Annotated in this window: 16 protein-coding genes; 6 read left to right on the top strand and 10 right to left on the bottom strand. The window is 61.7% G+C overall.

Annotation, left to right across the window (positions count from 1 at the left end):
- Nucleotides 1-114 precede the first annotated feature (114 nt).
- Nucleotides 115-969, top strand: a complete 855-nt coding sequence (gene rpoH, locus C4J90_RS25105; protein ID WP_003176698.1) for an RNA polymerase sigma factor RpoH — start codon at nt 115-117, stop codon at nt 967-969.
- Between the two features lie 132 nt (nt 970-1,101).
- Here rpoH and mtgA read toward each other — a convergent pair whose 3' ends face one another.
- Nucleotides 1,102-1,824 carry a monofunctional biosynthetic peptidoglycan transglycosylase gene (gene mtgA, locus C4J90_RS25100; protein WP_124364816.1) on the bottom strand — a complete coding sequence of 241 codons (723 nt, stop codon included), beginning with the start codon at nt 1,822-1,824 and terminating at the stop codon, nt 1,102-1,104.
- A 74-nt stretch (nt 1,825-1,898) separates the two neighbouring features.
- On the opposite strand from mtgA, the gene C4J90_RS25095 reads away from it, so the two are divergent.
- From C4J90_RS25095 to trmB, 4 genes are all read left to right on the top strand, one after another.
- Complete coding sequence (locus tag C4J90_RS25095; RefSeq protein ID WP_124421054.1) at nt 1,899-2,279, top strand: DUF423 domain-containing protein; 381 nt, start codon at nt 1,899-1,901, stop codon at nt 2,277-2,279.
- Nucleotides 2,280-2,350: 71 nt separating this feature from the next.
- A complete protein-coding gene (gene thiS, locus C4J90_RS25090) occupies nt 2,351-2,551 on the top strand; it encodes a sulfur carrier protein ThiS (RefSeq protein ID WP_065885539.1) in 201 nt (66 codons plus the stop codon).
- Between the two features lie 54 nt (nt 2,552-2,605).
- Nucleotides 2,606-3,400, top strand: a complete 795-nt coding sequence (locus C4J90_RS25085; RefSeq protein ID WP_124421053.1) for a thiazole synthase — start codon at nt 2,606-2,608, stop codon at nt 3,398-3,400.
- A 9-nt stretch (nt 3,401-3,409) separates the two neighbouring features.
- Nucleotides 3,410-4,135, top strand: a complete 726-nt coding sequence (trmB, locus tag C4J90_RS25080; protein WP_124421052.1) for a tRNA (guanosine(46)-N7)-methyltransferase TrmB — start codon at nt 3,410-3,412, stop codon at nt 4,133-4,135.
- Nucleotides 4,136-4,219: 84 nt separating this feature from the next.
- Here trmB and C4J90_RS25075 read toward each other — a convergent pair whose 3' ends face one another.
- The 9 genes from C4J90_RS25075 to C4J90_RS25035 all read right to left on the bottom strand — a co-directional run bounded on the left by C4J90_RS25075 (nt 4,220) and on the right by C4J90_RS25035 (nt 10,944).
- Nucleotides 4,220-4,543 (bottom strand): DUF3392 domain-containing protein, encoded by a 324-nt coding sequence (locus tag C4J90_RS25075; RefSeq protein WP_016972961.1) that lies wholly within the window; start codon nt 4,541-4,543, stop codon nt 4,220-4,222.
- 19 nt (nt 4,544-4,562) lie between these two features.
- Entirely contained in the window at nt 4,563-5,765 is a 1,203-nt protein-coding gene (gene hemW, locus C4J90_RS25070) for a radical SAM family heme chaperone HemW (protein ID WP_124421051.1), read from the bottom strand.
- A complete protein-coding gene (rdgB, locus tag C4J90_RS25065) occupies nt 5,762-6,358 on the bottom strand; it encodes an RdgB/HAM1 family non-canonical purine NTP pyrophosphatase (RefSeq protein WP_124415823.1) in 597 nt (198 codons plus the stop codon). The genes hemW and rdgB overlap by 4 nt, the downstream gene beginning before the upstream one ends.
- Nucleotides 6,355-6,789 (bottom strand): DUF4426 domain-containing protein, encoded by a 435-nt coding sequence (locus C4J90_RS25060; RefSeq protein WP_124364810.1) that lies wholly within the window; start codon nt 6,787-6,789, stop codon nt 6,355-6,357. The genes rdgB and C4J90_RS25060 overlap by 4 nt, the downstream gene beginning before the upstream one ends.
- Nucleotides 6,790-6,810: 21 nt before the next feature.
- Entirely contained in the window at nt 6,811-7,431 is a 621-nt protein-coding gene (gene metW / locus C4J90_RS25055; RefSeq protein WP_124364809.1) for a methionine biosynthesis protein MetW, read from the bottom strand.
- Between the two features lie 25 nt (nt 7,432-7,456).
- A complete protein-coding gene (locus tag C4J90_RS25050) occupies nt 7,457-8,599 on the bottom strand; it encodes a homoserine O-acetyltransferase (protein WP_124421050.1) in 1,143 nt (380 codons plus the stop codon).
- 193 nt (nt 8,600-8,792) lie between these two features.
- Nucleotides 8,793-9,380 (bottom strand): YggT family protein, encoded by a 588-nt coding sequence (locus tag C4J90_RS25045; RefSeq protein ID WP_124364807.1) that lies wholly within the window; start codon nt 9,378-9,380, stop codon nt 8,793-8,795.
- A gap of 25 nt (nt 9,381-9,405) precedes the next feature.
- On the bottom strand, nt 9,406-10,224 hold the full coding sequence (proC, locus tag C4J90_RS25040) for a pyrroline-5-carboxylate reductase (RefSeq protein WP_124421049.1): 819 nt from the start codon (nt 10,222-10,224) through the stop codon (nt 9,406-9,408).
- A gap of 33 nt (nt 10,225-10,257) precedes the next feature.
- A complete protein-coding gene (locus tag C4J90_RS25035) occupies nt 10,258-10,944 on the bottom strand; it encodes a YggS family pyridoxal phosphate-dependent enzyme (RefSeq protein ID WP_124421048.1) in 687 nt (228 codons plus the stop codon).
- 57 nt (nt 10,945-11,001) lie between these two features.
- Between C4J90_RS25035 and C4J90_RS25030 the strand changes: the two genes are divergently transcribed.
- The gene (locus tag C4J90_RS25030) at nt 11,002-12,036 is read left to right on the top strand and encodes a type IV pilus twitching motility protein PilT (protein ID WP_124421047.1); all 1,035 of its coding nucleotides are present in this window, start codon (nt 11,002-11,004) and stop codon (nt 12,034-12,036) included.
- Nucleotides 12,037-12,139 lie beyond the last annotated feature (103 nt).

The following is a 12,139-nucleotide window of genomic DNA, read 5'->3' as shown; positions in this document are numbered from 1 at the left end:
GTAGTTTCGTTTGTATTGACCTTGTCAGCAGTTTAGGGAACTTGTCCTACGGTTCCCCGGTCAATTTTCGCAGTGCTGAACTGCACGAGTTATGTGAGTCGGAGGTTTTTTCGTATGACCACTTCTTTGCAACCTGCTTATGCCTTGGTCCCGGGTGCGAACCTGGAAGCCTATGTGCACACGGTAAACAGCATTCCCTTGCTGACGCCCGAGCAGGAGCGTGAACTGGCCGAGAGTCTCTACTATGAGCAGGATTTGGGGGCGGCTCGGCAGATGGTGCTCGCCCACCTGCGTTTTGTCGTACATATCGCCCGTAGCTATAGCGGCTACGGCCTGGCCCAGGCTGACCTGATTCAGGAAGGCAACGTTGGCCTGATGAAGGCGGTGAAGCGTTTCAACCCGGAAATGGGTGTGCGCCTGGTGTCGTTCGCCGTGCACTGGATCAAGGCGGAAATCCACGAATTCATCCTGCGCAACTGGCGCATCGTGAAAGTCGCGACCACCAAGGCCCAGCGCAAGCTGTTCTTCAACCTGCGCAGCCAGAAGAAACGCCTGGCGTGGCTGAACAACGAGGAAGTCCACCGCGTGGCCGAAAGCCTCGGCGTGGAGCCCCGTGAAGTGCGCGAGATGGAAAGTCGCCTGACCGGCCATGATATGGCCTTCGACCCGGCTGCCGAAGCAGACGACGACAGCGCCTTCCAATCGCCGGCCAATTACCTGGAAGACCACCGGTACGACCCGGCGCGTCAACTGGAAGACGCCGACTGGAGCGACAACTCCAATCACAACCTGCACGAAGCGCTGGAAGTGCTGGACGACCGCAGCCGTGACATTCTCTACCAGCGCTGGCTGGCGGAAGAAAAAGCCACGCTGCACGACCTGGCGCAGAAGTACAACGTGTCGGCCGAGCGGATTCGTCAGCTTGAGAAAAGCGCGATGAACAAGCTGAAGCTGTCGATTGCGGCCTGATCCAGCTGGCAATGCTGGGTTAAAAATGTGGGAGGGGGCTTGCCCCCGATAGCAGAGTGTCAGTCGACATATGAGTGACTGATCCACCGCTATCGGGAGCAAGCCCCCTCCCACATTTGTTTCTGTGTTGTGTCAGTCGGACCAAGGAGCCTTGCGGGAGTTGTTCAACTCGACCAAATAGTCCTCGCCACCCAACTGACTCATCTGCTGGCGAATCCACGCCGCGCGCCGCGCCACATAGGCGGTTGGATGGCTGGCACTCCACACCCGTGGGTTCGGCAACACCGCCGCCAGGTAGCTGGCCTGCTGACGCGACAGCCCTTTGGCGCTCACCCCGAAATGATGCCGCGCCGCTGCTTGCGCACCGAACACACCCTCGTCCCACTCCACGCTGTTGAGGTACACCTCAAGGATGCGCTGCTTGGGCCATAGCACTTCGATCAACCCGGTAAACCAGGCTTCCAGGCCCTTGCGCAGATAACTGCGGCCGGTCCACAGGAATAGGTTTTTCGACACCTGCTGGCTCAAGGTGCTGGCGCCGCGGATCGTGCCGCCGCGCTCGTTATGCACGATTGCCGCCTGGATCGCGCCAAAGTCGAAGCCCCAGTGCTGCGGGAAACGCTGGTCTTCACCGGCCATCACCGCCACTTTGAGGTCGTCGGAAATCTCGTCCCACGCCACCCAGCTGCGCTGCAGGTCGATAGGTTCGCCGTCGATCCAGGATTCGACCTTGCGCTCCACCATCAGCGCAGTGAACGGCGGCGGTACGACGCGAAACAGCAGCACCAGCAGCACACTGGCGATGACGAACCATTTCACGACGTTGAGAAAGCGATTGATGAGGACACGCAGCATAGAGATGGCTTGGCCGAACCCGTTGAGCGGGCCATTATACAGACCCTGCCCGATGAGTCTGACTGGAGTTCCTCATGCTGCGTAGCTTTCTGATGCTGGCCGCCTTTTTTGGCTTTACCGGTGTCGCCCTCGGCGCGTTCGCCGCCCATGCCCTGAAAAATCGCCTGAGCGCCGACTACCTGGCGATCTTCCACACCGGCGTGACGTATCAACTGGTGCACACCCTGGCGTTGTTTGGCGTGGCGCTGCTGGCCGCGCATATTCCTGGCCGACTGGTCACCTGGGCGGGCATTTCATTTGTGGTCGGCATCGTGCTGTTCTGCGGCAGCCTGTATCTGTTGACCCTGACCGGCATCAGCAAACTCGGAATCATCACGCCGTTCGGCGGGCTGGCGTTCCTGCTCGGCTGGTTTTTCCTCGGCTTGCTCGCCTGGCGCCTGCAACTGACCGCTTGACGCTTGAAGCTGACCTTCAGCGCCCAATCGCGTTAGAATGCCGGCCCCTAAAAACGATGGCGGCCCGTGGCATGCGCATTCAGTTGAACGGCGAACCCCTTGAACTGCCCGACGGTGAAACCGTCGCGGCCCTGCTGACCCGCCTGGACCTCACCGGGCGTCGTGTCGCAGTGGAGCTCAACCTGGATATCGTCCCGCGCAGCCAGCACGAAGGCACCGCGCTCAGCGAAGGTGACCAGGTCGAAGTGGTGCACGCCATCGGCGGCGGTTAGTCGCCCCGGCCGTAACGCATTCTGCAGAACCTCACCCCATTACGAGGATTTCCCATGAGCATCGTTCGTAGCGACAAGCCTTTCGTCCTGGCCGGTCGTACCTACCAGTCCCGTCTGCTGGTCGGCACCGGCAAGTACCGCGACATGGAAGAAACCCGTCTGGCCATCGAAGCCTCGGGCGCCGAAATCGTTACCTTCGCCGTACGTCGCACCAACCTCGGCCAGATCGAGGGCGAGCCGAACCTGCTCGACGTGCTGTCGCCGGACCGCTACACCTTCCTGCCGAACACCGCTGGCTGCTTTGACGCCATCGAAGCCGTGCGCACCTGCCGCCTGGCCCGTGAGCTGCTCGACGGCCACAACCTGGTGAAGTTGGAAGTGCTGGCCGACCAGAAAACCCTGTTCCCCAACGTGATCGAAACCCTCAAGGCCGCCGAAACCCTGGTCAAGGAAGGCTTTGACGTGATGGTCTACACCAGCGATGACCCGATCATCGCCCGCCAGCTGGCGGAAATCGGTTGCATCGCGGTGATGCCACTGGCTGGCCTGATCGGCTCCGGCCTGGGGATCTGCAACCCTTACAACCTGCAGATCATCCTTGAAGAAGCCAGGATCCCGGTGCTGGTGGATGCGGGCGTGGGCACTGCCTCCGACGCTACCATCGCCATGGAGCTGGGCTGCGACGCGGTGCTGATGAACTCGGCCATTGCCCATGCCCGGCAACCGATCATGATGGCCGAAGCCATGCAACACGCAATCGTCGCGGGCCGCCTGGCCTACCTCGCCGGGCGTATGCCGAAAAAACTCTATGCCAGCGCCTCTTCGCCGCTGGATGGCCTGATCAAGTAAGAGCTATTGATGACTGAATCAAACGAAACGCCGAACCCCGTGGAAGCAGGCGACGAGTCCAAGCACCGCCGCATCAAGAGCTTCGTGATGCGCGCCGGGCGCATGACCGAAGGCCAGCAAAAAGGCCTCAACCAAGGCACGTCGCTGTTCGTGTTGCCCCTGGCCGATGCGCCGGTGGACTTCGACCAGGTGTTCGGGCGCTCGGCCCCGCGTTCCCTGGAAATCGGCTTCGGCATGGGCCATTCCCTGCTGGAAATGGCGGCGGCCGCGCCGGACCAGGATTTCATCGGTGTAGAAGTGCACCGCCCAGGTGTCGGCGCGCTGTTGAACGGCGTGCTGACCCAGGGCCTGACCAATCTGCGGGTCTACGACTGCGACGCGATTGAAGTGCTCAACCGCTGCATTGCCGACAACAGCCTCGACCGGCTGATGCTGTTCTTCCCCGACCCATGGCACAAAGCCCGTCACCACAAGCGTCGCATCGTCCAGGCGTCCTTCGCGGAACTGGTGCGCAGCAAGCTGAAAGTGGGGGGCATCCTGCACATGGCCACCGACTGGGAGCCCTATGCCGAATACATGCTGGACGTGATGAACGTCGCGCCCGGCTACCGCAACCTGGCCGAAGACGGCAAATGCGTACCGCGCCCTGCGGAGCGCCCGATCACCAAGTTCGAACGCCGTGGCGAGAAGTTGGGGCATGGCGTGTGGGATTTGAAGTTCGAGAAGCTGGCCTGAGACCCGCTTCCGAATTTGAAATGCAGTAAAAATGTGGGAGGGGGCTTGCCCCCTCCCACATTGGTATCTGTGTTGGGTCTGGAATCAGCGGCGGTCGGCGACGACGCCAATCAACACCAGCACCACCACCAGCACCGGCGCGAGGCTGTAGTTATTGAACTGGCTCAGCCCGCGCACGATCCACGGCGTGGCGTAGATCAGCGCCGCGCCGCTGCCGATCATGCACACCAACGCCATCAGGGGGACGCGCAACGCGCCGGCGATGCTGCCCAGGCGGGCTTCGACCCAGCCCTTGATGTCAGCGCCGAACAGCACCAGCAAACAGCCGACCAAGGCCAGGGAGATTTCCGACAGGTTGCTACGGCTCCAGCGGGATACGGTGGCGAGCAGGTCGAGTACCAAATCCATTCGATTTCCTTAAAAAGCGTCAGCTCAAAAACGTCTGCAACAGGTCATTGAGAAAGAGTTGCCCGCGGTCGGTCGCCGCCAGGCGTGACGGTTCGACCTGCATTAAGCCACTTTGTTCTGCCTCGCGGCGGCCTTCGGCGAGGCTCGCCAGGTCAAGGCCGGTGCGCTCGGTGTATAGCCTGGCGTCTACGCCTTCGGTGAGGCGCAGGGCGTTCATCAGGAACTCGAACGGCAGCTCTTCATTGGTCAGTTCTTTCGCCCCCGCCTGGAAGCTTTTGGCCGGGTTGAGGTAGTCCTTCGGTGCGCGGGTTTTCCAGGTGCGCACGATGCGCCCGTCCGGATGGCTGAGCTTGCCGTGGGCGCCCGCGCCGATACCGATGAAGTCGCCAAAGCTCCAGTAATTGAGGTTATGCCGCGCCGGTCGACCCGGTTGGGCGTAGGCCGACACCTCATATTGCGCGTAACCGTGCTCGGCGAGCAGCGCCTGGCCGGCTTCCTGGATATCCCACAGGGTGTCGTCTTCCGGCAGCGCAGGGGGCTGGTTCCAGAACACCGTGTTGGGTTCCAGGGTCAACTGGTACCAGGACAAGTGCGTTGGCTTCAATGCGATGGCTTGGCGCAGATCGGCCAGGGCGTCGTCCAGGGACTGATCGGGCAAACCGTGCATCAGGTCCAGGTTGAAGTTATCGAACCCGGCCTGGCGCGCCATATCCGCAGCGCGAACGGCTTCATCGCCGTTGTGGATGCGGCCCAGGGCTTCGAGCTTGGCTTGCTGGAAGCTCTGGATGCCAATGGACAGGCGATTGATCCCCAGCTTGCGATAAGCGACGAACTTCTCTTGCTCAAAGGTGCCCGGATTGGCTTCCAGGGTGATCTCGATATCGTCGGCAAACGGGATGCGTGCTTGCACGCCTTCAAGCAGGCGCCCCAAGGCTGCGGCGCTGAACAGGCTGGGGGTGCCTCCGCCAAAAAAGATCGAACTCAGCGCTCGGCCGTAAACGGCGTGCAGGTCCTGGTCCAGGTCCGCCAGCAGGGCGTCCACGTACTCTTCTTCCGGCAGCACGTTGCTTGCGGTATGGGAGTTGAAGTCGCAATACGGACATTTGCGTACGCACCACGGAATGTGAATGTACAGCGCCAGGGGCGGCAGCACCGGCAGAGCCGCCCGGGGTGTTTGCGCGCCACCGTGGATCAGCGGCTGCGCAGAGGTGTTCTGGGTCATTTCAGGCCCAAACGCTGGCGCAGCAACGCCATGGCGCGGGCGCGGTGGCTGATCTGGTTCTTGTCGGCCGGGCTCAGTTCGGCGCTGGAGACGTTGCGCTCCGGTACCCAGAACAGCGGGTCATAGCCAAAGCCATGCTCACCGCTGGCCGCGTGCAGAATGCGACCCTGCCACAAGCCTTCGCACAGGATCGGCAGCGGGTCATCGGCGTGCCGCACCAGCGCCAGCACGCAGACGAACTGCGCGCCACGTTCGGCATCGGGCACGTCCTTGAGGACGTCGAGCAGCTTGGCGTTGTTGGCCGCGTCGCCCTTGCCATCGGCGTAGCGTGCCGAATAGATGCCCGGCGCGCCGCCGAGGAAATCTACCGCCAGGCCAGAATCATCCGCCAAAGCCGGTAGGCCGGAGATCCGTGCAGCGTTACGTGCCTTGAGGATGGCGTTTTCAACGAACGACAAGCCGGTTTCTTCCGGCTCTACCTGGCTGAACTCGCCAATGGAGCGCAGTTGCACGGACTCACCGAGCATGGCCTGCAGTTCCTTGAGTTTGCCGGCGTTGTGGCTGGCCAGTACGAGTTGGGTAAGGTTCATCATTCGGCCGGGAACAGTTCTTGGTTGAATTGGAAACCATGGGCCTTGCCACCGGTTTCAACGTTGATGGTGAACGTCTTGTATTCCCGCTGCGTCACCGAGTAGGGCGCGAGGTAGCTGATGCCGCCTTTCTCTTCGATTTGCTTGAAGGTCAGGATTTCGCTCTTGCCGCCCAGGTCTTTGATGGTACCGGTTACCTGGGCTGCGACCGGTGTGACGCCCTTGATCACGGTCACATTGATCAAGCCCTTTTCCTTGCTGCGCACGATGCCGACGTTCTGGGCGGTCTCGGGTGGCAGGAAGCTGGAGGTGAAGGTGTTGTAGTGAACGGTAATATCGCCAAAGTCTTTCTTGCGGTTAGCGTCGATAGCGTCCGCAGCCATGGCGCTGGCGCCCAGGCAGGCGGTCAGGAGAAAAACAGCCAAACGACTCATGAGCGTCCCTCTTGATAATGATTAGACGGCAATCTTGTGGTCGGTCAGGCCAGGGCTGCTGACCCGGTAGATACCGATTTCGCCCAACAGGTTGGGCCATAGCTTACTCGCCCAGCCGTGGCGATGTTGTTGATCGACGGCAAGGCGGTTGATCACCTTGGCCTCACGCTCGCCACACAGGGCTTCGAAGTCTTCGAAGGTGCAGAAGTGGATGTTCGGCGTGTTGTACCAGGTGTACGGCAGGAAGTCCGATACCGGCATGCGGCCCTTGGTGGCCAGGTACCAGCGGCAGCGCCAGTGCCCGAAGTTGGGGAAGGTGATGATGCACTGGCGGCCGACGCGCAGCATTTCGTCGAGGATACGGTCCGGGTAGTGCACTGCTTGCAGGGCCTGGGTCATCACCACGATGTCGAAGCTGTCGCTGGCAAAGTTGCCCAGGCCCTTATCCAGGTCCTGCTCGATCACGTTGATGCCCTTGGCCACGCACTGGGCGATGTTGTCCGGGTCGTTTTCCAGGCCGTAGCCGGTGACTTGCTTGTTGTCGCGCAGCCAGCTCAGCAGCTCGCCATCACCGCAGCCCAGGTCGAGCACGCGGCTGCCGGCGGGGATCCAGTCTTGGATGATTTCCAGGTCGGCTCTCATGGCGTTCTCCCAAAGCGTAAGCAATTCATATAAGCGCTATTCGGTTCATGTAATTGCTGAAAGCCTGCAAGTAACGCGGGATCGGAATCAGGAAGGCGTCGTGGCCTTGCGGTGCATCGATCTCCAGGTAGCAGACGTCTTTGCGCGCAGCCATCAGGGCGTCCACCAGCTCGCGTGAGCGCGCCGGCGAGAAGCGCCAGTCGGTGGTGAACGACATTACGCAGAACTTGGCCGTGGCCTGCTCGAAGGTTTTCGCCAGGTCGTCATTGAAGTTCGCGGCCGGGTCGAAGTAGTCCAGCGCCTTGGTCATCAGCAGGTAGGTGTTGGCGTCGAAACGCCCGGAGAACTCCTCGCCCTGATAACGCAGGTAGCTTTCCACCTGGAACTCGACGCTGTGGAAGTCGTAGTTGAGCTTTTCGCTCTTGAGGCCACGGCCGAATTTCTCGCCCATGGAGTCATCGGACAGGTAGGTGATGTGCCCCACCATCCGCGCCAGCATCAGGCCGCGCTTGGGGATTACGCCGGCTTCCTGGAATGAACCGCCGTGGAACTCCGGGTCGGTGAGGATGGCCTGGCGCGCGACTTCGTTGAAGGCAATGTTCTGTGCCGACAACTTGGGCGCCGAGGCGATCGCGAGGCAGTGGCGCACGCGATCCGGGTAAGTGATGGTCCATTGCAGGGCTTGCATGCCGCCCAGGCTGCCACCGATCACGGCCGCCCATTGGCTGATGCCCAGCCGGTCGGCGAGGCGCGCCTGGCTGTGCACCCAGTCTTCCACGGTGAGTACCGGGAAGTCGGCGCCGAAGGGCTTGCCGGTCTCCGGGTTGAGGCTGCTGGGGCCGGTGGAACCGTTGCAGCCGCCGAGGTTGTTCAGGCTGACCACGAAGAATTTGCGGGTGTCGATGGGCTTGCCGGGGCCGATGCAGCTGTCCCACCAGCCGGGCTTGCGCTCGTCGACGCTGTGGAAGCCTGCAGCGTGATGGTGGCCGGACAGGGCGTGGCAGATCAGCACGGCGTTGCTCGCCGTGGCGTTCAGTTGGCCGTAGGTTTCGTAGATCAGGTCGTAGGCAGGCAGCGATCGGCCACAGGCCAGGGCCAGCGGTTCGCTGAAGTGCGCCACTTGGGGCACGACCAGTCCAACGGAATCGGGGGGGAAGGCAGTTGGCATCGACCCTGCTCTCGTTTAAATGAGGCGTAAGTCTAAAGACCACTGGACCCAGCGGCAAGCAAAGGCCTGTACACGTACACAGATACAAAATGTGGGAGGGGGCTTGCCCCCGATGACGGCATGTCAGTCGACATCTATTTGACTGATCTACCGCTATCGGGGGCAAGCCCCCTCCCACATTTTTCAACGCGTTTCAGATCAGGCCGAACAGTTCCTTAGGCATGAACGCATAGAACGCCAGGCGCGGAATCACCCAGCTCTGGATCAGCTGGATCGCGATAAACGCGAAGATCGGCGAAATATCCAGGCCGCCCAGGTTGGGAATCAGGCGACGGAACGGCGCCAGCACCGGTTCGGTGATCTGGTAGACCAGTTCGGCGCCGGGGCTGCGGCTGCCTGGGGCAACCCACGAGAGGATCACGCTGATGATCATCGACCAGAAGATGATCTTCAAAAACAGCGAGAAAATGCCGATCAGCGCCCACGGCAACAGCAGCACCGTGAAGGCCTGGTAGCCGTTGAGCATCAGGATCACCACGAACAGCAGGATCTGCAGCAGCAGTGCCAGTACCAGCGACGACATGTCCAGCCCGAACAGGCTCGGGATCACCCGGCGCAGCGGCTTGAGCAGCGGTTGGGTGGCCTTGACCACGAACTGGCACAGCGGGTTGTAGAAGTTCGCCCGCACCAGTTGCAGGATAAAGCGCATCAGCACGATCAGCAGGTACAGGCTGCCCAGGGTCTGGATGATGAAGATGGCAGCGTCATTGATTCCGAGCATGTTTGTTTACCTTGGTAAGTGACGACTATTTGCCCAGTTGCTCAGCCATTTCGGCGGAACGATGTGCCGCAGCACCCAGTGCTTTTTCCACCAGGGCTTCAAAGCCGCCGGCCTGGAATGATTCGATGGCGGCATGCGTGGTGCCGCCCGGGGACGTGACGCGACGGCGCAGCTCGGCCGCATCCACCTCGCTGGTCACCGCCATCTTCGCGGCGCCCAGGGCGGTTTGCTCGGCCAGTTGCTCGGCAACGTCGGCAGGCAGACCCAGTTTCACGCCGGCGGCGGTCATGGCTTCGATCAACAGGAAGAAGTACGCCGGGCCGCTGCCGGACACGGCGGTGACTGCGTCCAGTTGCTGCTCCTGCTCCAGCCACAGGGCAATGCCCACGGCGGATAACAGTTGCTGGGCCTGGTCACGCTGTGCGGCGCTGACGTCGGCGGTGGCGTACAAACCGCTCACGCCCTGGCGCAACAAGGACGGCGTATTCGGCATGCAACGTACGATCGGCTGGGCGCCAAGCCAGGTGTTCATGCTGGCGCAGGTGATGCCGGCAGCGATGGACACCACCAGCTGATGCGCCTGCAGGCTTGGGCGCAGGCTTTCGCACACGGCCTTCATGGCCTGGGGTTTGACCGCCAGCACAATGACGTCGACGCCCTTGATGGCCTCGGCGTTGTCGGCAAAGGTTTCAATGCCGTGTTCGGCGCTGACGCGGGCGCGGGTTTCGGCACCGGGATCGCTGGCGCGAATCTGCGCAGCGTCCAGGCCCTTGGCCCGCAGGCCGCCGATCAGGCTGGCTGCCATGTTACCGGCGCCGATAAAGGCAATACGCATGTCTTTCATGACAGGTCCTTAGCTAGATGAACGTCAGCCATTTCACGGCTGGCCGTAGTCGCGGGCGCCAAACAGCGCGGTACCGATCCGCACCCAGGTGGCGCCTTGAGCGATGGCCGACTCGAGGTCGTGGCTCATGCCCATGGAAAGTGTGTCGAGTGGCAGGTTCAGGCTGGCTTGCAGCTCGCGCACCGTGGCGAACGCCGCATCCTGCGCCGCGCGATCGTCAGTCGGCTCGGGGATCGCCATCAGGCCCCGCAGCTTCAGGCGCGGCAGGGCGCTGATGGCGTTGGCCAGGGCCGGCAGGTCGGCGGGCGTACAGCCGGACTTGCTGGCTTCGCCACTGACGTTGACCTGGATGCAGATATTCAGCGCCGGCAGGTCGGCAGGGCGTTGTTCGGACAGACGTTGTGCGATTTTCAGGCGGTCCACGGAATGCACCCAAGCGAAGTTCTCGGCGATCGCGCGAGTCTTGTTCGATTGAATGGGGCCGATGAAGTGCCAACTCAAGGGCAAGTCGGTTAATTCGGCCTGTTTGCCCAGGGCTTCCTGCAGATAGTTTTCACCAAAGTCATGCATCCCGGCGGCAAAGGCTTCGCGCACGGCTTGCGCCGGTTTGGTCTTGCTCACGGCCAGCAGGTGGATGCTGCTTGCGTCACGCTGCACGGCGGCGGCGGCGGCGCGGATGCGCTGGCTAACCAGGCCGATGTTGTCTGCTATCGTCGACATTCAAGTTGCGCCCGTGGATATGGAGTCCGCGGCATTCTACTGGAAATGGAAAGCCCTATGGATATCACTGAATTACTGACGGCCAGCGTGCGCCGAGGCGCCTCCGACCTGCATTTGTCGGCCGGCCTGGCGCCGATGTTGCGCATCGATGGCGAGGTCTGGCCGCTGGACAGTCCGATACTGGCCGGCACGCAAGTGGCGGATTTACTGAGCCCTTTGCTCAACCAATACCAACAAAAGGATTTCGAAACATCTCTTGAAACGGATTTTGCGTTCGAGCTGCCCGGCGTGGCGCGCTTTCGCGCGAATGTGTTCCAGCAGGCGCGTGGCGTTGGCGCGGTGTTTCGCACCATCCCCACCGACATCCAGAGCCTGGAAAGCCTTGGCTTGGGCGAGGTGTTCCAGCGTATCGCGCTGTTACCCCGTGGCCTGGTGCTGGTGACCGGGCCCACCGGGTCGGGCAAGTCCACCACGTTGGCGGCGATGATCGATTACCTGAATCGGCATCGGCGCCAGCACATCCTCACGCTGGAAGACCCCATTGAATTTATCCACAAGCCGAAAATGGCGTTGATCAACCAACGCCAGGTGCATCGCGATACCCACAGCTTTTCGGTGGCCCTGCGCTCGGCGCTACGCGAAGACCCGGATGTGATCCTGGTGGGCGAGCTACGTGACCTGGAAACCATCCGCCTGGCGCTGACGGCCGCTGAGACCGGCCATCTGGTATTTGGCACCTTGCACACCACTTCGGCGGCAAAGACGGTAGACCGGCTGGTGGACGTGTTCCCAGCCGGGGAAAAGGCCATGGTCCGCTCGATGCTGTCGGAGTCGCTGCAGGCGGTGGTGTCCCAGGTGCTGGTGAAGAAGGTCGGCGGCGGACGGGTAGCGGCTCACGAGATCATGCTCGGCACGCCGGCCATTCGTAATCTGATCCGCGAAGACAAGGTGGCGCAGATGGTCTCGGCCATCCAGACCGGTGGGGCAGTGGGGATGAAAACGCTGGATATGAGTTTGAAGGCGTTGGTCGCGCAGGGCGTGATCAGTCGGGACGACGCGCGAGAAAAGGCGAGGGTGCCAGCAGACATATGAGTTTCAGCAAACAATGAAACCAAATGTGGGAGGGGGCTTGCTCCCGATAGCGGTAGATCAGCCAACAAATCTGTTGAATGACACTCTGCTATCGGGAGCAAGC

This window comes from Pseudomonas sp. R2-60-08W, assembly GCF_003852335.1.
Lineage (GTDB): Bacteria > Pseudomonadota > Gammaproteobacteria > Pseudomonadales > Pseudomonadaceae > Aquipseudomonas.
Note: the sequence above shows the minus strand (reverse complement) of the source record. Positions and strands in the feature narration are given on the sequence as shown.

Bases quoted from the DNA above. Each gene is read 5' to 3' on its own strand.
- C4J90_RS25050 (WP_124421050.1), bottom strand. From the start codon at position 8,599: ATGCCAACTGCCTTCCCCCCCGATTCCGTTGGACTGGTCGTGCCCCAA.
- hemW (WP_124421051.1), bottom strand. From the start codon at position 5,765: ATGACCCAGAACACCTCTGCGCAGCCGCTGATCCACGGTGGCGCGCAA.
- rpoH (WP_003176698.1), top strand. From the start codon at position 115: ATGACCACTTCTTTGCAACCTGCTTATGCCTTGGTCCCGGGTGCGAAC.
- metW (WP_124364809.1), bottom strand. From the start codon at position 7,431: ATGAGAGCCGACCTGGAAATCATCCAAGACTGGATCCCCGCCGGCAGC.
- C4J90_RS25085 (WP_124421053.1), top strand. From the start codon at position 2,606: ATGAGCATCGTTCGTAGCGACAAGCCTTTCGTCCTGGCCGGTCGTACC.
- C4J90_RS25045 (WP_124364807.1), bottom strand. From the start codon at position 9,380: ATGCTCGGAATCAATGACGCTGCCATCTTCATCATCCAGACCCTGGGC.
- proC (WP_124421049.1), bottom strand. From the start codon at position 10,224: ATGAAAGACATGCGTATTGCCTTTATCGGCGCCGGTAACATGGCAGCC.
- trmB (WP_124421052.1), top strand. From the start codon at position 3,410: ATGACTGAATCAAACGAAACGCCGAACCCCGTGGAAGCAGGCGACGAG.
- C4J90_RS25035 (WP_124421048.1), bottom strand. From the start codon at position 10,944: ATGTCGACGATAGCAGACAACATCGGCCTGGTTAGCCAGCGCATCCGC.
- mtgA (WP_124364816.1), bottom strand. From the start codon at position 1,824: ATGCTGCGTGTCCTCATCAATCGCTTTCTCAACGTCGTGAAATGGTTC.
- C4J90_RS25060 (WP_124364810.1), bottom strand. From the start codon at position 6,789: ATGAGTCGTTTGGCTGTTTTTCTCCTGACCGCCTGCCTGGGCGCCAGC.
- rdgB (WP_124415823.1), bottom strand. From the start codon at position 6,358: ATGATGAACCTTACCCAACTCGTACTGGCCAGCCACAACGCCGGCAAA.
- thiS (WP_065885539.1), top strand. From the start codon at position 2,351: ATGCGCATTCAGTTGAACGGCGAACCCCTTGAACTGCCCGACGGTGAA.
- C4J90_RS25095 (WP_124421054.1), top strand. From the start codon at position 1,899: ATGCTGCGTAGCTTTCTGATGCTGGCCGCCTTTTTTGGCTTTACCGGT.
- C4J90_RS25030 (WP_124421047.1), top strand. From the start codon at position 11,002: ATGGATATCACTGAATTACTGACGGCCAGCGTGCGCCGAGGCGCCTCC.
- C4J90_RS25075 (WP_016972961.1), bottom strand. From the start codon at position 4,543: ATGGATTTGGTACTCGACCTGCTCGCCACCGTATCCCGCTGGAGCCGT.